This window comes from Arthrobacter ipis, from assembly GCF_014694315.1.
GTDB classification, from domain to species: Bacteria; Actinomycetota; Actinomycetes; order Actinomycetales; family Micrococcaceae; genus Arthrobacter; species Arthrobacter ipis.
In genome coordinates, this window is the sequence record NZ_JAAOXD010000003.1 from 547,481 (window position 1) to 565,826 (window position 18,346).

The 18,346-nt window shown below is 68.4% G+C and carries 19 protein-coding genes; 11 read left to right on the forward strand and 8 right to left on the reverse strand.

Annotation, left to right across the window (positions count from 1 at the left end; genetic code table 11):
• Positions 1-77 precede the first annotated feature (77 nt).
• Positions 78-914 carry an endonuclease III gene (gene nth / locus G9E11_RS09560; protein ID WP_190605951.1) on the forward strand — a complete coding sequence of 279 codons (837 nt, stop codon included), beginning with the start codon at positions 78-80 and terminating at the stop codon, positions 912-914.
• The gene (locus G9E11_RS09565; RefSeq protein ID WP_190605075.1) at positions 911-1,588 is read left to right on the forward strand and encodes an NUDIX hydrolase; all 678 of its coding nucleotides are present in this window, start codon (positions 911-913) and stop codon (positions 1,586-1,588) included. The genes nth and G9E11_RS09565 overlap by 4 nt, the downstream gene beginning before the upstream one ends.
• Before the next feature lie 60 nt (positions 1,589-1,648).
• Here the strand turns inward: G9E11_RS09565 and G9E11_RS09570 are convergent, their stop codons facing one another.
• On the reverse strand, positions 1,649-1,840 hold the full coding sequence (locus G9E11_RS09570) for a YegP family protein (protein WP_190605077.1): 192 nt from the start codon (positions 1,838-1,840) through the stop codon (positions 1,649-1,651).
• 339 nt (positions 1,841-2,179) lie between these two features.
• Positions 2,180-4,012, reverse strand: a complete 1,833-nt coding sequence (locus G9E11_RS09575) for a bifunctional 3'-5' exonuclease/DNA polymerase (RefSeq protein WP_190605079.1) — start codon at positions 4,010-4,012, stop codon at positions 2,180-2,182.
• A 444-nt stretch (positions 4,013-4,456) separates the two neighbouring features.
• On the opposite strand from G9E11_RS09575, the gene ssd reads away from it, so the two are divergent.
• The 7 genes from ssd to G9E11_RS09610 all read left to right on the forward strand — a co-directional run bounded on the left by ssd (position 4,457) and on the right by G9E11_RS09610 (position 9,984).
• The gene (gene ssd, locus G9E11_RS09580) at positions 4,457-5,557 is read left to right on the forward strand and encodes a septum site-determining protein Ssd (RefSeq protein WP_311764331.1); all 1,101 of its coding nucleotides are present in this window, start codon (positions 4,457-4,459) and stop codon (positions 5,555-5,557) included.
• A complete protein-coding gene (locus G9E11_RS09585; protein WP_414635184.1) occupies positions 5,554-7,047 on the forward strand; it encodes a TadA family conjugal transfer-associated ATPase in 1,494 nt (497 codons plus the stop codon). The genes ssd and G9E11_RS09585 overlap by 4 nt, the downstream gene beginning before the upstream one ends.
• On the forward strand, positions 7,044-7,847 hold the full coding sequence (locus G9E11_RS09590; RefSeq protein WP_190605081.1) for a hypothetical protein: 804 nt from the start codon (positions 7,044-7,046) through the stop codon (positions 7,845-7,847). Before G9E11_RS09585 ends, G9E11_RS09590 begins: the two co-directional genes overlap by 4 nt.
• 43 nt (positions 7,848-7,890) lie before the next feature.
• Positions 7,891-8,505, forward strand: coding sequence for a type II secretion system F family protein (locus G9E11_RS09595; protein ID WP_190605083.1), 615 nt, complete (start codon positions 7,891-7,893; stop codon positions 8,503-8,505).
• Positions 8,506-8,756: 251 nt separating this feature from the next.
• A complete protein-coding gene (locus G9E11_RS09600; RefSeq protein WP_190605085.1) occupies positions 8,757-9,044 on the forward strand; it encodes a DUF4244 domain-containing protein in 288 nt (95 codons plus the stop codon).
• A 140-nt stretch (positions 9,045-9,184) separates the two neighbouring features.
• Positions 9,185-9,592 (forward strand): TadE family type IV pilus minor pilin, encoded by a 408-nt coding sequence (locus tag G9E11_RS09605; protein WP_311764332.1) that lies wholly within the window; start codon positions 9,185-9,187, stop codon positions 9,590-9,592.
• A gap of 41 nt (positions 9,593-9,633) precedes the next feature.
• Complete coding sequence (locus G9E11_RS09610) at positions 9,634-9,984, forward strand: Rv3654c family TadE-like protein (protein ID WP_190605087.1); 351 nt, start codon at positions 9,634-9,636, stop codon at positions 9,982-9,984.
• 37 nt (positions 9,985-10,021) lie between these two features.
• Here the strand turns inward: G9E11_RS09610 and G9E11_RS09615 are convergent, their stop codons facing one another.
• A complete protein-coding gene (locus G9E11_RS09615; RefSeq protein ID WP_190605089.1) occupies positions 10,022-12,418 on the reverse strand; it encodes a DEAD/DEAH box helicase in 2,397 nt (798 codons plus the stop codon).
• A 123-nt stretch (positions 12,419-12,541) separates the two neighbouring features.
• Positions 12,542-13,234 (reverse strand): GNAT family N-acetyltransferase, encoded by a 693-nt coding sequence (locus G9E11_RS09620; protein WP_190605091.1) that lies wholly within the window; start codon positions 13,232-13,234, stop codon positions 12,542-12,544.
• Between the two features lie 124 nt (positions 13,235-13,358).
• On the opposite strand from G9E11_RS09620, the gene trhO reads away from it, so the two are divergent.
• A complete protein-coding gene (gene trhO / locus G9E11_RS09625) occupies positions 13,359-14,252 on the forward strand; it encodes an oxygen-dependent tRNA uridine(34) hydroxylase TrhO (RefSeq protein ID WP_190605092.1) in 894 nt (297 codons plus the stop codon).
• A 28-nt stretch (positions 14,253-14,280) separates the two neighbouring features.
• On the opposite strand, the gene G9E11_RS09630 is transcribed toward trhO, so the two are convergent.
• The 3 genes from G9E11_RS09630 to G9E11_RS09640 form a co-directional block, all read right to left on the reverse strand.
• Complete coding sequence (locus G9E11_RS09630) at positions 14,281-14,841, reverse strand: hypothetical protein (protein ID WP_190605094.1); 561 nt, start codon at positions 14,839-14,841, stop codon at positions 14,281-14,283.
• Between the two features lie 121 nt (positions 14,842-14,962).
• Positions 14,963-15,406 carry a hypothetical protein gene (locus G9E11_RS09635; protein ID WP_190605096.1) on the reverse strand — a complete coding sequence of 148 codons (444 nt, stop codon included), beginning with the start codon at positions 15,404-15,406 and terminating at the stop codon, positions 14,963-14,965.
• Positions 15,407-15,416: 10 nt separating this feature from the next.
• Entirely contained in the window at positions 15,417-16,007 is a 591-nt protein-coding gene (locus G9E11_RS09640) for a hypothetical protein (protein WP_190605098.1), read from the reverse strand.
• A 162-nt stretch (positions 16,008-16,169) separates the two neighbouring features.
• Here G9E11_RS09640 and G9E11_RS09645 point away from each other — a divergent pair, with 162 nt between their 5' ends.
• Positions 16,170-17,777, forward strand: a complete 1,608-nt coding sequence (locus G9E11_RS09645) for a DUF7059 domain-containing protein (RefSeq protein WP_190605957.1) — start codon at positions 16,170-16,172, stop codon at positions 17,775-17,777.
• A 137-nt stretch (positions 17,778-17,914) separates the two neighbouring features.
• Here the strand turns inward: G9E11_RS09645 and G9E11_RS09650 are convergent, their stop codons facing one another.
• The gene (locus tag G9E11_RS09650) at positions 17,915-18,229 is read right to left on the reverse strand and encodes a hypothetical protein (protein WP_194717993.1); all 315 of its coding nucleotides are present in this window, start codon (positions 18,227-18,229) and stop codon (positions 17,915-17,917) included.
• Between the last annotated feature and the right edge of the window lie 117 nt (positions 18,230-18,346).

An 18,346-nucleotide genomic window follows, 5' to 3' on the forward strand; every position in this document is an offset into this window, starting at 1 on the left:
CACCTGCTTCCGGGGACGCTCCCGCGGGCGCCTCCTGGGAGGCCGCTGCGGATGTGCCCGCCGGGGTTCCTGCGGACATGCCCGCCGGGGTTCCCGCCGAAAGCGGGCCGGCGGCCAGCCCGCCGGCCCGCTCCGGCGAGTCGCAGCTGGCCCTGAAGCGCCGGGCACGCAGGATCAACCGGGCCCTCGCCGAGCAGTACCCATACGCGCACGCCGAGCTCGACTTCCGGAACCCGTTTGAGCTCCTCGTGGCCACGGTGCTCTCCGCGCAGACCACGGACGTGACGGTCAACCTGATCACGCCCCTGCTCTTCTCCCGCTTTCCGGACGCGCGCGCCATGGCGGAAGCGGACACCGCGGAGCTGGAGGCGATCATCAAGCCGACCGGGTTTTTCCGCGCCAAGACGAGGAACCTCCTTGCGCTGGCCAACCGGGTGGTGGACGAGTACGACGGCGTGGTGCCCGGCCGGCTGGAAGACCTGGTGACGTTGCCCGGCGTCGGACGGAAAACCGCGAATGTGGTGCTGGGCAATGCGTTCGGTGTTCCGGGCATTACGGTGGACACCCACTTCGGGCGACTGGCACGGCGCTTCGGCTGGACGGAATCAGACGACCCGGTCCGGATCGAGTCCGACGTGGCGGAGCTGTTTGAGCCCAAGGACTGGACCATGCTGTCCCACCGCGTCGTCTTTCACGGCAGGCGGGTGTGCCACGCCCGCAAGCCGGCCTGCGGGGCCTGCGCCGTGGCCAACTGGTGCCCCAGCTTTGGCTCGGGCGAGACGAACCCCGCCAAGGCCGCGAAACTGCTGAAGTACGAGCTTGCGCCCGGAAGCGAGGAGCTTCTGGCGAGGCTGCTGGCCGAGACCCACCGCGCCGCCGAGATCCGGATGGAATCACAGCGGAGGACTTTATGACAGCGCGCCAGGACCTGGTGGACCTCGTCGAAGCAATCAGGGCGGGAACAGGTCCTGCCCGGAATCCCTACTGGCGCAAGCTGACCGTTGACGAGTCCGTTGCCCGTAAGGCGGCCGTCCTGATCCTTTTCGGCGCCCTGGACGATGTGCCGGCAGCCTCCGGCAAGCCGCTCGTGGCTGCCGACTTGGACGTCCTGCTCCTGGAACGCGCCCATACCCTCGACGACCATCCAGGCCAGGTGGCCTTTCCGGGCGGCGGCATCCACGTGGGGGAAACCCCGGTGGAGGCCGCGCTTCGGGAAGCGGAGGAGGAAACCGGCGTGGACCCCTCAGGCGTCGAAGTGCTGGGTGCCCTGCCGGAACTGGCCCTTCCGCGCGGAAACTTTCTAGTGACCCCTGTGCTGGCCTGGTGGGCCTCGCCGTCGCCGGTCCGGGTGGTGGACTACGGCGAGTCCGCCCAGGTGTTCCGGGTGCCGGTCCGCGACCTGCTGGACCCTGAGAACCGCACCATGGCTGCCGTGACGCGCATGAACCAGACTTTCCAGAGCCCGGCGTTCAACGTGAACAGCCTGGTGGTCTGGGGCTTCACGGGCATGATCCTGAATGAGCTGTTCGACCAGCTCGGCTGGGCCGTCCCCTGGGACAGGACCAGGCTTCACCCGCTGGACCTGTAGGCAGTACTGCTGACTTTGGCCGTTCCGTGGCCGGCGTTTCCGCTGGCTACCCCGCTGGTGTCAGTGCTGCGATTTCCGCAGATCCACCACCTGGCCGGTGGCCGCGTTTTCGCGCAATGCGTTGATGCCGGCCACTACTCCCGAAACGCTCTTGAACCGCGGCGACTCTGCCACGATGTTTCCGTCCCCATCCATGAGACGGAATTTGTAAGACTGATCGCTGTCCTGGTGAACTTCAAACTCGCCCGCCATTGGCGTGGAAACCCCCTGCTGATGCTTCGTCGCACGTGCCGGGCCAACTTATTGCCACTGCCCGGCCACCATAGAGCTTAGTGGCCCACACCACACGAAGCGAGCTACTCGCCGGTACATTACTCAGTACAACCGCATGTTCCGTCTGTGGCGCATGTGACTTTTGTTTCCCGTGGGGAGGGGCTACCCTCCGGCCGCCACCCGGCCAAAGCGGGCCGGGCGATGCCGTCGTGGGGCACTTTGGCGGTCCCACCGTCGTGAATTACGACGGCGCCCGGCGCGTCACGTGTCAAAGTGCCCCGTTTCGGTTCGGCCGGCTTCTCCTGGTTTGGGCGCAGGCTACTTTGCGTTGTCGTAGGAATCGACGACGGCGACGCTCACCGGGAATTCGACCGGAATGGGGCCGAAGAGCAGCTCTTTGGCGGCGTTGGCGGCGTCCTCAATGGCCCGGATGCAGGCGTCCACGGCGGATTCGGGGGCGTGGACCATCACTTCGTCGTGCAGGAAAAACACGAGTTCCCCAGTGACTGAGCCGTCGGCACGCATGGTGCGCAGCCGCCGTCGTAATTCCGCCAGCCAACAGGCCGCCCAGTCCGCCGCGGACCCCTGGACCACAAAGTTGCGCGTGAAACGTCCCCGGGATCTGGCGATTGAGTCCGCGCGGCGCTGTTCCTCCGCCGAGGTGGACCGCTGGCTGAGAAACCACCGTTCCGACGGCGGCGGGCTGCTGCGCCCAAGGCGCGAGGTGACGGTCCTGCCGGCTTCGCCGTCGCGGGCGGCGCGCTCGACGAAGCCCACTGCGCGCGGGTAGGTCTTGGCCAGCTGCGGCATCAGGCGGCCTGCCTCGCCGGAGGTGGCGCCGTACATCGCACCCAGCAGGGCCATCTTCGCCTTGGCCCGGTCGCCGCCGAACCCCTTGGCGGCGATCCCGGCGTAGAGATCCTGGTCCCGGGCGGCCTCGGCCATGGTGGAATCCTGCGCGAGGGCCGCGAGAACACGGGGCTCCAGCTGGGACGCGTCAGCCACGATGAGCTTGTGCCCCGGGTCTGCGTGCACGGCGCCGCGGACCTGGCGGGGGATCTGCAGCGCCCCGCCGCCGCGGGACGCCCAGCGGCCGGATACAACTCCGCCCACCACGTATTCGGGCCGGAACCTCCCGTTCCGCACCCAGGCGTCCAGCCACGCCCAGCCGTTGGCGGTGTGCAGGCGTGACAGTTTCTTATAGGCCAGCAGTGGCGCGATGGCCGGATGACTGGACCCCTTCAGTTCCCATTGACGGGTGGACTTCACCTCGATGCCGTTGCGGTGCAGGGCGCGCATCAGCTCCTGCGGCGAGTCCGGGTTCAGGCTCGGCGCGTTCAGCAGGTCCCGGAGCTCGGTGTTCAGGGCCTCGAGTTTGGCCGGGCGGTGGCCAAGGGGCGGCCGCGGGCCCAGGTGCTCGGCCAGGATGTGCTCGTGCAGCTCCTCACGCCAGGGCACCCCGGCATGCTGCATCTCGGCCGCAACGAGGGCGCTGGCCGACTCTGCGGCGAGGAGGAGCTGGAGCCGCTGCCGCCGGTTGCCGTTGCCTGCGGCGTCGGCTCCTGCGGCGGCTGCGAGGGCCTCCTGCTGGGCCGCATATTCGGCGCGCAGCTCGGCCAGGGTCTGCCGCGGTTGGGTTGCCGTGCCCGGGTCGTCGAAGAGGGCGGCCTGGTCCGCGGGCGGAGGGGGCGGCTGGAGCGTCCGGGGCGGCTGCAGTTCATCGTCCTGGGTGAGTTTCTCGGCGTTTTTGGCGTACGGGGTGTGGGCCGTGAACTCGGAATGGGCCAGGATGGCGCTGCACAGCGAGAGGTCGTAGCAGCGTTCCACGTCCACGCCCGCCGCCAGCAGCGACGGGTACCAGTCCTGGGTGCGGTGCCAGATCCAGCGCGGGCGCCGCTTCTCGAGCTCGCGGACGGCGGCGGCCAGTCCGGTGCCGTTGCCGGGCGCGGTTTGGGGAGTGGCCTGGGGCGCCGCCTGGGGTGCGGCCTGGGGCGGTGCGGGTTGCGCTGCGGGTGGCAGGGCTTCCTGGCAGGCTCCCGGCGGGGTGAGGCTGACGATTTGTGGTTCCGGATTGGCGGGGTGGGGCAGGCCCTCCGCCGTGAGTTCCTGGATGGCTGCGCCGTTGTGGTGGGCGGCGAGCAACAGATACATATGTCTAATTCTGCCTTGCCGCCACGCTGTTTGGCGTCGCGCGCAGCGGCTCCTGCGCCACCAGGGGCCGCATGATCCCCGCTCCTGTCCTGTGCCGTTAGGCTCTGCTTCTTGTCCCTCCACGGAAACCGGCCTTTCCTCGCTTGAGGCGGCGGCCGGTTTTCCACATAGACTCATCCGCCTCTATCGGGCGGCCGGTCCTTTGGGCACAGTTGCTGCATGAGCAGGCACCACGCCCGGAACCGGCGACTCCCATCAGACCCGGACACCGCGCTGCCGGATGCTGCGCCGCCGGAAGCCAGGCGGCCCGGTGCTACGGCGCCCGGTGTTGAGGCGTCTGGTGCCGACGGTCCTTGGGCAGGGCCGGCGCGTGGCTTCTCGGATGGACCCTCACCGGCGCCGTGGAGCAGCCGGCGGCCAGCGGCCCAGCCCAGGCCGGCACGGGTGGGGTCACTGACCGGCTCTGAACCCGGAACCTGGCTCCCCGCTGACGGCGGCGACGTCCTGCTGGTCACGGGACTTGAGTTCCTGCGGGGTGAAGTGGAACGGATAGTTGCAGCCGCCGGAGGGCGGCTCCGGGTGGTGGACGACGTGGCGGAGGCCGCGCCATTCTGGGATTCCGCCGCCGACGTCCTGGTAGGCAGCGATGTCCGCGAACTGCCGCCCCGGCGCCGTGCCCCTGCCGTCCTCGTTGGGCTGAGCGGGAAAGGGGATACTCTCTGGCATCTGGGCGCTGCCCTGGGTGCCCAACGCGTCGCCGTTCTTCCGGACGCCGCCGCCTGGCTGGCCGAGTACCTCAGCCGGTCACGTTCCCCCGAGGCCGGAGGCCTGGTACTCGGCATCACCGGGGGCTGCGGAGGGGCAGGTGCCACCACCGCTGCGGCCTGGCTCGCGCAGGCCGCAGCTGAACTCGGTGCCCGGGTCCTGCTCGTCGACGCCGACCCCTGGGGCGGCGGACTCGAACTGGCCCTGGCCGCGGAGGAGTCACCGGGTCTCCGCTGGCCGGACCTGGCCGATGCCAGTGGCAGCATTGACCCGCAGCAGCTCGCGGACGCCTTACCCGTCGCCGGAGGGTTCTCATTTCTGTCCTGGCCCGGAAGCAGGGAACGGCCGCCGCTCGTGGACCCGGTTACCGTGGGAAACGTCCTCGACGCCGCGCGCCGGGGTTACGAGGTGGTGATTGTCGACATCGGCCGCAACGCCGAGCCGCTGCGCACGTTCGCCTGGGATTGCGACCGCCTCCTCGTCGTTGTCCCGGCGCAGCTGAAGGCTGCAGTCGCCTCCGCACGGCTGCTGCAGGAGCTTCCGCCGGTCGAATCGGCCCTGGTCATCCGGGCAAAGGCCGGGGTTGCTCTTGACGCCGCGCTGGTCGCCGAGTCCGTGGGGCTCCCGCTGCACGGAATGATGCCAGAGGTGCGGGGGACGGCCTCGGCCACTGAACTGGGCCGCCTGCTCGACCAGGGCAGGCGGAAGAGTGTCCGGCGTTTCGCCTCGTCGGTGCTGGGCCTCCTCGCCGGCGACCTGCAGGCCGAGGACCTCCGGTGAGTGCCCCTCTGGGTGTGCCCCCGGCCGGCGCCGACGCCGGCGGCCGCGCCGCCCCCGGATTTCCGGGGGCATCGGCTTCCCGCGCCGCGCTCGCAGAGACTGCCGGGCGGCGGCGTGCGGCCCGGGTCCTGGACGCGGGACTTCTCGAAACCGTCCGCGAGTCGGTCATGGCCGATGCCGGGCCGGTGACCCCGTCACGGGTGGCGGCAGCGGTGCAGGCCACCGGGAAGCTGCTCGGCACAGCCGGTTCCCTCGCCGCCGCTGAACGCATCAGCGCTGAGCTCAATGGCCTCGGGCCGCTGCAGCACCTGGTCCGGGACCCGTCGGTCACGGACATCTTCGTGAACGCCCCGGACTCCGTCTGGCTGGACAGGGGCCGCGGCATCGAACGGACAACCGTGACCTTCGCAGGGGAGGCCCAGCTCAGGGCCCTTGCCGCCAGACTGGTGGGATCGGGCGGCAGGCGGCTCGACGACGGGTCGCCGTGCGTGGATGTGCGGCTCGAGGGCGGCTACCGGGTCCATGCCGTCCTGCCGCCCATCTCGGCGGCCGGCACGCTGCTCAGCATCAGGATCCGGCGGGAACAGGTCTTCACCATGGGCGAGCTCCGGGACGGGGGGATGTTCGGGGCGCTGGTTCAATGCGTTCTGGAACGCATGGTGGAGCAGCGGCTGAGCTTCCTGGTCAGCGGAGCAACCGGCTCCGGAAAGACGACTCTCCTGTCCACCCTGCTGGGGCTCTGCCATCCGGGGGAGCGGCTGGTCCTGATCGAGGACGCCTCGGAGTTGAACCCGGTGCACCCGCACGTGGTCTCGCTGGAGTCGCGGCATGGCAACCTCGAGGGAGGCGGCGCCGTGGACCTCGGGGAACTCGTTCGGCAGGCCCTGAGGATGCGGCCGGACCGCCTGATTGTGGGAGAGTGCCGGGGTGCCGAGGTGCGCGAACTCCTGACGGCCATGAACACGGGCCACACCGGAGGCGGCGGCACCATCCACGCCAACGCCGCAGGTGCGGTTCCGGCCCGGCTCACCGCTCTCGGAGCCCTGGCTGGGCTGGGGCAGGATGCGGTCCGGCTGCAGGTTGCCAGCGCCCTTGATGTGGTGGTGCATGTGGCCCGGTCGAGGCAGGGACGCTACGTCGCGTGCGTCGGCGTCCTGGCCGAGCGGCCGGGTGGTCTCGACGTCGCCGTAGCCCTGGACGTTTCAACCGGCAGGCCGGTTCCCGGGCCGGCGTGGGAGATCCTTGCCCAGCGACTGGCCCTCGATCCGGGCTTAGCCCTGGAGGCAGGCACACTCCCCAATGCAAGCGCTGGCCACGTAGGCGGCTCCATCCCTGCCGGCAACTCCGGCCCCGCACCCAATGCCCGCTTGGCCGGGCCACCGGCTGGCGGGCCGGAGCAGTCGCTGCCGCGGGCGGAAGCAGTCTCATCGGGACAGGCCGGTCCGGGGATCACGAGTGAAAAACGCGGAGCCCGCAGGGCAGCAGCATGACCGCGGTCTTTGTTGGCGTACTGGCGCTTGCCGCGTGGCTGATCCTGAGCCCCGCGCGTGGGCCACTTCGACGGGCACGCAGCGCCTTCGGCCTCGGTGGCGCAACCGGCGGCGGTGTTCGCCGCAGCGGCAGGCCTGCCAAGACGGGCCGGGGCGAGTTGGGCCTCGCCTGGGGCCGCCGCAAGGAGATCACCGTGTCCCTAACGGTTGTGGTTCAGCAACTGGCTGCCCTGCTGAAGGGTGGCCGGTCTCCTTCGCGCCTGTGGGACGAACTGTGGCAGCTCTACGTGGAGCAGGCGTCCGCAGATGACGACGCCCGCCAGCCACGGCTCAGCCCCGGATCGGCCGCCGTACTGTCGGCCGCCCGGGGAGCAGCCCTGCGGGGAGCGCCGGTGGCGGACGCAATACGGTCAGCAAGTTCGCCCGCCCGTTACGGAGCCGGTGGCCGAGAGCCGCGGATCTGGGCTGAGTTGGCAGCCTGCTTCGACATAGCGGCAGCCAGCGGCTGTCCGCTGGCTGACGTCCTGACTCGCTTTGCGGCTCAGCTGGAGGTTGAGGACGACGCTGAAGCAGCCCGGCAGACGGCGCTCGCCGGACCGAAGGCGACCGTGGCACTTCTGACCTGGCTCCCTCTGCTGGGACTGGGACTGGGTGTCTGCCTAGGCGTGGACCCGCTGGCGATGTTGCTGGGCACGCCGTTCGGGATGGCTGCGCTGGTCGCGGGCATCGGACTGACCGTTGCTGGCCGCATTTGGTCCGCGAGGCTTGTCCGGGCAGCGGCCGGCGAGGCTGCGCCATGATGACCCGCCAGCCGGGCCGCCGCTGCATGACCGGACCTGCCCAATGAGCGGATCGGTTCTGGCCGCTGCCCTTATCTTCCTGGCACTGGCTGCCGCCGCAGGCCTCGCTTTTAGTCGAACGGCGCACGGGAGATCAGGGCTCCTCCGCCAGCGCGGCGGGTCAGCGGGCGACGGTATTGCGGATGGGGACGATGACTCCCAAGATCGGGCAGGGCAGTCCCCGGGATTGCGGGATATCGCCATGATGCTCGAGCTGATTGCCGCCATGCTCCATGCGGGTGCGGGTATCGGACGAGCCCTGGAACTGGTGGCCGCCGCGGCCGCACCCGAGTACGGCCGCACCCTGCGGCCGGTCGTGGGAGCCATGGCCATTGGTGCCGACTGGGAGACGGCATGGCGGAGTGCAGACGTGCGCTCGCCGGGGATACTGGCCCTGCGCGACGCCTTGGGCTTCGCCGCGCTGACTGGTGCCCCGTCGTCGTCCATCCTTTATGCCCAGGCGGCCAGAATGAGGCGGGAACACTTCCGGGCCGCGGAGAAGCGCGCGGCCTCCCTTGGAGTCAAGCTGGTGGTTCCGCTGGGGCTGTGTTCGCTGCCGGCCTTCATATGCCTCGGAGTCGTTCCAGTGCTGCTCGCCCTGATCCCCTCGGGCAGCTGAGTCCCCACAGGCAGCTGTACTTTTCGCGCTGGCATCTATGCTTCGCTGCCATGCATCACCGCTCCCTCGTATTTGGGCACAGCCGCGCGGGCAGACTGCGTGCGGCCGCGCGGATACACCGGTACTCTCCCTCCACATGCGGCCGACTGGTCGCTTTTCCACTTAGGGAAGGTCGAGCCTTACCGGTTCGGGCGGCGGACGGGAGAGTCGATTGCACCGGCAACTCGCCGGGACTCCAGAAAGGAAAATTCATGTCCCTCAACCACCACACCACGGGTGAAACCGCCCGGCCCTTGCGCCACGACTCCGAAGAAGCCGATGTGCTGGAGATCTACCCGGGAGCCAGCATGGCGCCGCGGGTTAAGCCACGGCCACGTAGGCGTCTGATGGGCTCGGAAGCCGGCATGGCGACTGCCGAATATGCCATCGCCACGCTGGCGGCCGTAGGCTTCGCCGGGATCCTGGTGTTCATCCTGCGAAGCGACGAAGTCCGTGGCTTCCTGCTCAACCTGATCCGTACGGCGCTGGCCCTGCCGTGACACCCGCTCCGCAGACCCTTACGGCGGCCGGACTTGTGTCCTGCCGGCAGCACAGGAACCCAACCGGAGATGAGGCTGGCAGCCGCGGACAGGGGAAGGCCCGCGGCGCCGAGAGCCATCACGGGAACAGCCATGGCGCGGTGACCGCTGAGTTTGCGGTCGCTCTTCCGGCGGTCCTGCTGCTCCTGGCGATGCTGCTGGCGGGGTCTGCGGCGGGGATCACCCAGCTGCGGCTGGAGGATGCCGCCCGGGCTGGCGCCAGAGCACTCGCGAGGGGTGAGGATCCCGCTGCCGTCGACGGTATCGTCCGGAAGCTGGCAGGCCCTTCGGCCTCGTCGGCAGTGGTGCCCGGCGGCGAATGGATGAGCATCACAGTGTCTGGCCGGGCGGCGGGACCCCTGGGACGCATGGTGCCGTGGACGCTGACCGCCAGGGCCGAGGCACGCAGCGAAATGGCATCATCGGCGCCGACCGCGGGAACCGTCCGGAAGGCGCAGGCAGCACCGGCCGAGCTTGGTCTAGGCGTTCCTGCCCGGCGGCCTCTGTGAACCGGCGGCACAAACAGCCCCTCGGCCAGCGCAGGAATCCGGTGCTGGGAGTCGGATCCGAACGCGGATCTGGCACTGTGCTGGCCGCGGGGCTCGGCTTGGTGCTTGTCATGGTCATGTCACTGCTCCTCCTGCTGGCACAGGCTTCGGCGGCGGCGTCCAGGGCCGCCGCCGCGGCCGACCTCGCCGCTTTGGCCGCGGCTGACGCGCTCCGTGGTGTTTCAGCGGGGGAGCCCTGCCTCGTGGCTGCCGCGGTGGCTGCCCGCCACAAAGCAACGCTCACCAGCTGCACCGCCGGAGGCGACCAGTCCGTCGAAGTCAGTACCGAACTGCCCGCTGGACCCCTCCTCGGCGTCGCCACCGGCCGTGCCAGGGCGGGACCTCCGCCCTGACATAGGCGCGGCTCGTCACGCGGACCGTGTTCGTTCCCTAGACCGCGTTCGGCGCCGCCGCGTCCGTCCAGGAATCCTGTGGCGCTGCCGCGTCCCGCGCGTCCTTCAGCAGGACATCGATCAGCGCGACGGCGGCGTCCTTGTCCAACGGGTTGTTCTTGTTGCCGCATTTCGGGGACTGGACGCAGGAAGGGCAACCTGATTCGCACTCGCAGGCCTCGATCGCGTCCCGCGTGGCCGAGAGCCACACCTTGGCTTTCTCGAAGCCCCGCTCGGCAAATCCAGCGCCGCCGGGGTGCCCGTCGTACACGAAAATCGTCGGCACACCGGTGTCCGCATGGATTGCGGTCGAAACCCCGCCGATGTCCCAGCGGTCGCTCGAGGCAACCAGCGGCAGCAGTCCGATGGCGGCGTGCTCGGCCGCGTGAAGGGCTCCGGGGAACTGCGCCTCGATAAGTCCGGCGCCTGTGAGCGACCGGTTCTCCACCACAAACCACACGGCCTTCGTAAACAGGTCCCTGGCTCCCAGTTCGAGGGGTTCCTCGCCCAGGACTTCATTCGAAATCAGGGCCTTCCGCTGAAAGGAGACCACTTGCGTTGTGACCTTGACGTCACCGAAGTGCACGGCGACATCGCCCCACTGCTCCGTCCGCTGGGTCTCGAGTACCTCGATCTGCGTGATGTCCCGGGCAGTCGTGTAGTAGTCGGGGTTGGCCCGGCGTACCACCACGCAGTGATCGTCCTCGTTCAGGTCCTCCACCACGTAGCTGGCGCCCTGATGGACGTACACGGCGCCCGTGTGCGCTTGGTAGTGCGTCTGCGGCGAATCCATGGTTCCCAGCAGCGAGCCCGTGTCGGCATCCACGATGCTCACCGGGCCGCCGCCGTCGGCCCGCAGGTTCACCATGGCGGCCGCGCTCTGCGGGTGGGTCCAGAACCAGCCGGCCGGGCGCCGCCGCAGGTACCCCTGTGCCACCAGCTGCCCAAGGAGTTTTTCTGCAGTGGCTCCGAACAGCGGCAGCTCGGCCACGCCGAGGGGGAGCTCAGCGGCGGCGGCACAGAGGTGCGGCCCCAGGACATAGGGGTTGGACGGATCAAACACCGTCGCCTCAACGGACACATCGAAGATGGCTTCCGGATGATTGACCAAGTAGGTGTCCAGCGGATCATCGCTGGCCACGAAGGCGGCGATGGCGTCCTGTCCGGCGCGGCCCGCCCGGCCGATCTGCTGGAAAAGGGACGCCCTAGTGCCGGGCCAGCCGGCCACCAGCACTGCGTCGAGCCCCGAGATGTCGATGCCCAGTTCGAGAGCCGAAGTACTCGAAATGCCCAGCAACTGCCCGGTCCGCAACGCCCTTTCCAAGGCGCGGCGTTCCTCCGGGAGGTATCCGGAGCGGTAGGCCGCCACCCGCTGCGGCAGGCTTGGGTCGACTTCGTCCAGGAGTCGCTTGGTGATGGAAGAGATGGTCTCGGCGCCGCGCCTGGATTTGATGAAAGCGATGGTCCGGATCCGTGACGAAACCAGGTTCGCGAGAAGGTCGGCGGTCTCGGCCACCGCCGTCCGGCGTTCCTTGGCCCCGTTTTCGCCGCGCACCTCGCTGAGCGCGGGTTCCCAGAACGCCACCGTCGTGGACCCGTGCGGCGAGGAGTCTTCCGAGACTGCCTGGACGGCGGCACCAATGAGCCGGCCAAAGGACTTTTCCGGTTCGGAAGCGGTGGCGGACGCCGCGATGAACACCGGCCCGGCGGAGCTGCCATCGGCCGCGTAGTAAGCGCAGATACGCCGCAGCCGGCGCATCAGGTTGGCCACATGGGAGCCAAAGACACCACGGTAGCTGTGCGCCTCGTCCACGATCACGTAGCGCAGGCGGCGGAAGAACCCCGCCCACCAGGCATGGTTCGGCAGGATGCCGAAGTGCAGCATGTCGGGGTTGGCCAGAATGAAGTTTGCGTGGTCCCGGATCCAGCGGCGGGAGGCCTGGTCGGTGTCGCCGTCGTAGGTTTCAGCCCGGACGGTGGGCAGATTCAGGGACCGGATGGCCGCAAGCTGGTCAGCAGCCAGCGCCTTGGTGGGGGAGAGGTAGAGCGTCACCGCGCCGTCGTCGTGGATTTTTCCGGGGTCCGACAGGACGCGTAATTCGGACCGGTGAATCGCATCCAGCGCCGGCAGTTGGTAGGCCAGGGATTTCCCGGACGCCGTCCCGGTTGCAATCACCACGTGTCCGCCGCCGTGGGCGATGTCCGCCGCCCGGATCTGATGCCGGTAGGGCTGGTGGATGCCGAGTTTGCCGTAGGCCGCGACAAGGTCCGGGTGTGCCCAGGCCGGCCACGGTTCGTGCACGGCGTTGCGGGCCGGAATGGTCCGCACATGCCGAAGCTGCTCCGGGTCCGGGCCGCGGCCCAGCAACGGAATCAGCGAGTCATGGGGGTTCACCCCAACATTGTTTCATCCGGGCAAAAATCGCCGGCGCCGAACAGCGAACCCGCACAGAACGGCGATATCGCACACGCCTGCTGGCCCGGGACAGAACCCGGCAGGGGCATATGCAGGGGAGGGTCAGACCACGGAGAGGTCGGAGCCCTCATCAGAGGCGGAGAGCATCAGGACGTGGCACACCGAGGACCAGCCCAGGTGCGAATACAGCTTCTGCCCGTCCAGGGACGCCAGCAGGAGGCCGTCCTCCACATCGTGCGAAAACGCCTGCGCCGCCAGCGCCTTCATGATGAAGCTGCCCAGGCCCCGGCGCTGGAAGGAGGGTTCGGTGACGATTTTGTCGAACACGGCAGTGCCGTTGATGACCATCACGCGGCCGCTCACGGCCAGCGTGTCGCCGGATCGTACTTCGGCAAAGTGGACGCCCTCGGACTCCCACGTTTTCAGGGACAGGTCGTCGTCCGAGAGCCACGGGTCCTCGGAATCCTGGGTCTCCATGTCCACGACCATCATGGTCTGGGACGCTGACGTGGCGTTGAGGTTGTGTTGTTCAGCCAGGAGCTTGTAGCGCCCCACATCGTTGGTCAGGATGGTCAGGACCCGCTTGGGGGCCTCGGCAGTCTTTGCCGCCAGGTCCGCGAACTCGGCGTCCGTCGGATCAGAGGCGAAGTATTCCCAGTCCCCGGTCGTGTCCGCTCGCAGGGCGGCGGGGAACCGTCCCTCGGTGCGCGTCTCATAGCCCCGGCAACCAGCCCAACCGGCTACCCAGACTTCAAGCAGATGAGTGATGTCTCCAACCATGGCTTCTGGCGTCATGTGATGAGAGTATTCCAGCGCTGTCATAAGCAACAGGGCTTGGGCGCTTGCTTATGCAATTGTGATAGGACGCTCTTCCCGGGTCCGAATCCGTCCCCGCCGGCCACCAAGTACCCTTAAATACGTGGCTTTGAACCGAATCGTACTCTTTTACGGCTTTACTCCCATCGCAGACCCGGACGCTGTTCGGCTCTGGCAGCGTGCCCTGTGCGAAAAGCTCGGCCTGACGGGACGGATCCTCATCTCCAAGGACGGCATCAACGCCACGGTCGGCGGGGAGATCGGGGCCGTCAAGCAGTACGTGAAAACTACCCGTGAATACCGGGGCTTCCACGGCATCGACGTCAAGTGGTCCGACGGCGGCGCGGAGGACTTCCCCCGACTGAGCGTCAAGGTCCGCGACGAGATCGTCTCGTTCGGTGCGCCCGGCGAACTGAAGGTGGACGATAACGGCGTCGTGGGAGGCGGGACGCATCTGTTGCCCGAGGAACTCCACGAACTCGTCGACGCTAGGAAGGCCAGCGGCCAGGACGTCGTGTTCTTTGACGGCCGCAACGCCTTTGAAGCGCAGATCGGCAAGTTCAAGGACGCCGTTGTCCCTGACGTCGCCACCACCCACGACTTCATCACCGAGCTCGACTCCGGCAAGTACGATCACCTCAAGGACCAGCCCGTCGTCACGTACTGCACGGGAGGCATCCGCTGCGAGGTGCTGTCCAGCCTCATGGTGAACCGCGGCTTCAAAGAGGTGTACCAGCTGGACGGCGGCATCGTGCGCTACGGCGAAAAGTTCAAGGACCAGGGCCTCTGGGAAGGCTCCCTGTACGTCTTCGACAAGCGCATGCACCTCGAGTTCAGCGAGGATGCCAAGACCATCGGCGAGTGTGTCCGGTGCCAGGCGCCCACAAGCAAGTTCGAGAACTGCTCGAACCCGAGTTGCCGCACGCTCACCCTGTACTGCGCCGGGTGCGCGGCCCACCCGGAGACGCTGCGCTGCCCGGACGGCTGCGCCGCCTGAACTGCAGGACGGCTGGAAAGCCGTTGCGTCAGATCCGGCTGATCCGATAGGCGAAATTCGCGTCCGAGCGCACCTCCACCGTCACCCGAAGCACGGAGTCCTCGGACAGGTGCACCACATTGACGCGGGACGTGCCGCAACGGAGGCTCAGGTCAACCAAAGCGAACTCGGCGTCGCGGACTGTGAATGAGACCCGCCGCTCGCTCCGGCAGGCAAGGGTGAGGGAGTACGTGCCGCTCGGCAGTTGGCCGGTGGACTCCGTCTTGCTGTGTCCCCTCTCAACGCTGCCGTAGTTCGTCTTGAAAACCTGTCCCTCGGCGTCAGGCATGACTTCCTTCGCCCATTCGGTGAGCTCCTCGCCCGAGACCGGCACGTTTTCCAGCGGGTCCCGGGGCAAGACGGGATCCGTCACCACAGGGGCGTCTGGAAGCTCGCCCCGGCCGTCGTCATAGTTGTATTCACAGCCGCCCAGGACGGCGGCAACCAGCACAAGGAAAAGCACGACGGCGGCTGCCGGCGCCCGCAGCCAAAGCGTGCGTTGCGCCCGCCCCAGGAAACGATGCGCGGAGGCCATCCGCACCGTGGGCATACCCCGACTTTAGGCCTGCCGGAGGCGCCGGTACAGATGGCAATCTGCGGCGAGAAAAAATTATGCCGCGCTGTCCCGGAGCTGCGGGTTCATGCGGCTCCGGCGCGATTGGGGCCCCGGATTAGCGCGCTGGAACGAGGTGGTAGGCGTACAGGAGCGGCGCGTCCACGCTGGAGGCGCTGATCTCCATCCGCCCGGCCTTCGGTACCGTGATTTCCGCGGTTTCTCGGCTGCCGTTGCAGGCCGCTCCCGCCTCCGCCACTTCCTTGCCCGCGAGCGTCACCGCGAAGAACGCCTTCCCGCCGCCGTCGCAGGTAATGGTCAGCGTGTAGCCGCCCGCCGGGACGCTGGCCGCCGTCTGGATGATCCTGTCCCGGTTGAGGATCTTGCCCGAGTCCTCCAGCACTGCCTGGCCGTCGGAGGGCAGAGCGGTGGCCCGCCACTGCGGAACATCGGCATTTTCGATCGACACCACGGGGGAGCAGGCAGCGGTTGCCAGCAGAATGACGGCGGACGCGGCCGCCCCGCCCAGGGCACGGGACATCAGAGGATAACGGTCAGGCATGACTTCAAACTTACCCGTTTGAGGTGCTGCCGGTTTCCGTCCCTTTTCTCCCGCTCCGCCGCGTGGCCACAAAAGAGACAAGTCTGTCTGCCTCAGCCAGCACCTTGGCCATGCCAGCGGAGGTCGCCAGCACCCGCTCGCCGCTGGACTCCAGGGTCACGGGAATGACCGTGGCCCGTCCCGCGCCGGGCGGCACCGCAGTCTCGTGACGTGGGGGCTGCGGTTCCGGCCGCTGCGTTTCCAAGGGTGGGGGTTTCGCGGCCTCGCGCCTGGCGCTCTCCTCGGACAGGGTCAGGGCATCGATCTTGGCGCCGCCGATTTTGTCCAGCAGCTCGTAGTCCTCGTCCGTGCACAGATCACTGGCCGCCAGGTGCTTCAGTGCGACCAGGCCCACGATTGCCCTGCTGAAATCGCGGTCCATGGCTAGGTCGATGGCCCACTGGGTCCGTTTCCACCACTGGTCCCGCCGGTCCGCCTGGCGGCGCTGGGCGAGGGTGCGCCAGGCGATCCAGCCGGCAATGACGGCAGCCAGCAGCGGGGCGAATTCCGCCGCGTACCGCAGCCAATCGGGATCGGCCGCCACTGCCTGGGTTCCGAGCATGGCCCAACTGTAGCTTCAGGCGCCGACAATAATCAGTCGAGGACAACAATGAGGCACCCCACGCCGTGGCCTGGTCCTCGGCCTTGAGGCGGGCGGCGTGACTGGAAAGGGTCGGGCCATACAGTCATGGCCGGCAAATAGACTTGGCCGGTGACCGAACCAATGCACTTCACCGCCGGCAACACTCCCGACGCACCGCGCAGCGACCTGCCCGACCTCCTGCAGGCCCTGGCCGCAGACCTCCGCGACGTCGGCTACACCCTGGAAGGCGTGGCAGATCTGCTGGGGGACTCGGCGTACGCGGCCCTGAACCGGGACCAGCTCATCCCGGCACTGATCGCGACTGAAGCAGCAGCCGCCGGCGAGCCGGGCACCGCGGCGCTGGCCGCCGTCGTGCGTTTCTGGCTTCTGGCCGTTCCGCAGGAAGCGGAGGTGCTCGACGCCGCGCTGCCGCGGACGCGCGCCGACGGCCTTGTGGCCCTTGGTCTGGCGAAAACCACCGGGACCGAGCTGGCCGCCGAAGTGGACCTGCGCCCCTATGGCTGGGAGTCGGGCGGGAACGGCGGCGTCGAAATCTGGGTGGCCAGCGACCTCGCCGCGCACCAGCGGCCCGGCGTCCTCCGGCACGACCACGTCCTGGGCATCGGGCAGGCATCCACCACACTCGTCCAGACCACCATCCGCCGCCCTGCCGAAAGAGCACTGGACCTGGGCGCCGGCTGCGGCATCCAGACCTTCCATCTCCTGCAGCACAGCGGCCACGTCACCGCCACTGACATCTCGGAGCGAGCCCTCGCATTCACGCGTTTCAACCTCCTGCTCAACGCCGAGGCCCTGGCCATTGACCCGGCGCGGCTGGAAGAGCGGGTGAGCCTGCGGATCGGATCGCTCCTCGAGCCTGTTGCCGGCGAGGTTTTTGACCTCGTCGTGTCCAATCCGCCCTTCGTCATCACGCCGCGCACTGCGGGGGAGGCCGCGGTGGACCAGTTCACCTACCGCGACGGCGGCCTGCCGGGGGACGACATCGTCGCGTCGCTCATCCGCTCCCTGCCGGATGTGCTGGCCCCGGGCGGAACGGCCCAGCTTTTGGGCAACTGGGAAATCGCGGACGGCTCGGCGTGGGATGAGCGGCCCCAAAGCTGGGCCGGTCCGGACACGGACGCCTGGTTCATCCAGCGCGAACAGGTGGGCCCGGAGCTGTACGCCGAGACCTGGCTGCAGGACGCCTCCGAAACCCGGGACCGCCGGCACTACCAGGAGGCCTTCGCCGCGTACCTGGCGGACTTCGCGTCGCGGAATGTCGGCGGGATCGGCTTCGGCATGGTCTTCCTGCGCCGGCCGGCCGGTGAACGGCGAATCCGCCGGTTTGAGGAGATCACCTATCCGATTGAACAGCCCGTCGGCCCCCACCTGGCCGCAGCAGTGGAGCGGGCCGACTGGCTGGCGGACCACGACGTGTCCGCGGCCCACCTTCTGGTGGCCGAGGACGTCACCGAGGAGCGCCACCAGCGCCCCGGCGCCGAACACCCCGGCGTCATCCTGCTGCGCCAGGGAGCCGGCCTCCGCCGCACCAACCTGCTGAGCACCGAACTGGCAGGCTTTGTCTCCGCGTGCGACGGCGACCTGACCGCCGGGCAGATTATCGGCGCCCTTGAGGCGCTGCTGGGCGGAACGGAGGGGTTCGACGGCCAGACCTTCCGGGCTGGCCTGCTCACCGAAGTGGCCAATCTGGTCCGGGACGGATTCCTGCTGCCCGCTTCTCCGGAGTGACGCCGGCCCCATCTCGCGAACGGACAGTTGCGGCCCCGAATCTCACCGGATCCGGGGCCGCAACTGTACGTTCGCGCTGTACGTTCGCGCTGTACTTTTCGCGCTGTACTTTTCGCGCTCGGAGCGCGGAGGCACTTTCAGTTAATCAGGGCGCGGCCCATCCCGGGAGCTGGGACGTCGATGGTGAAGCCGCACATGCAGCGGTAGGTCACGGCGTCGGCGGCGCCGACGGCCTTCATGGAGCGGATCAGGCGCTGGCCGTCCACCCGAATGGCCATTTCCAGGGAGAATTCCTGATCCAGACGCTTCATGGACCGACGGCAGTGCCGAGGGGTGCCCGTTGCCGCCAGCAGGGAGCTGTCGGCGGCCGTGCCCCCGTCCAGGCTTGAGCCTGTCAGTTCTCCGGCGGACTGGGCAGCCGGCATCAAAGCGTCTTCGTCGAGGGTAATCATGGTCATCCTTTGGGCTTCTCACGGGGCTGCCAACTCTGGCGGCCCCGCCGCGAACTGCTTGCGGGAGGTCTGTTTCGCATATAAGCAAAGCATGCTTAGTATTTCCGGGGCAAGCCC

Coding starts and splice junctions, on each gene's coding strand:
- nth (WP_190605951.1), top strand. CDS start 78: ATGCCCGCCGGGGTTCCCGCCGAAAGCGGGCCGGCGGCCAGCCCGCCG.
- G9E11_RS09565 (WP_190605075.1), top strand. CDS start 911: ATGACAGCGCGCCAGGACCTGGTGGACCTCGTCGAAGCAATCAGGGCG.
- G9E11_RS09570 (WP_190605077.1), bottom strand. CDS start 1,840: ATGGCGGGCGAGTTTGAAGTTCACCAGGACAGCGATCAGTCTTACAAA.
- G9E11_RS09575 (WP_190605079.1), bottom strand. CDS start 4,012: ATGTATCTGTTGCTCGCCGCCCACCACAACGGCGCAGCCATCCAGGAA.
- G9E11_RS09590 (WP_190605081.1), top strand. CDS start 7,044: ATGACCGCGGTCTTTGTTGGCGTACTGGCGCTTGCCGCGTGGCTGATC.
- G9E11_RS09595 (WP_190605083.1), top strand. CDS start 7,891: ATGAGCGGATCGGTTCTGGCCGCTGCCCTTATCTTCCTGGCACTGGCT.
- G9E11_RS09600 (WP_190605085.1), top strand. CDS start 8,757: ATGTCCCTCAACCACCACACCACGGGTGAAACCGCCCGGCCCTTGCGC.
- G9E11_RS09620 (WP_190605091.1), bottom strand. CDS start 13,234: ATGACGCCAGAAGCCATGGTTGGAGACATCACTCATCTGCTTGAAGTC.
- G9E11_RS09630 (WP_190605094.1), bottom strand. CDS start 14,841: ATGCCCACGGTGCGGATGGCCTCCGCGCATCGTTTCCTGGGGCGGGCG.
- G9E11_RS09635 (WP_190605096.1), bottom strand. CDS start 15,406: ATGCCTGACCGTTATCCTCTGATGTCCCGTGCCCTGGGCGGGGCGGCC.
- G9E11_RS09640 (WP_190605098.1), bottom strand. CDS start 16,007: ATGCTCGGAACCCAGGCAGTGGCGGCCGATCCCGATTGGCTGCGGTAC.
- G9E11_RS09645 (WP_190605957.1), top strand. CDS start 16,170: ATGCACTTCACCGCCGGCAACACTCCCGACGCACCGCGCAGCGACCTG.
- G9E11_RS09650 (WP_194717993.1), bottom strand. CDS start 18,229: ATGATTACCCTCGACGAAGACGCTTTGATGCCGGCTGCCCAGTCCGCC.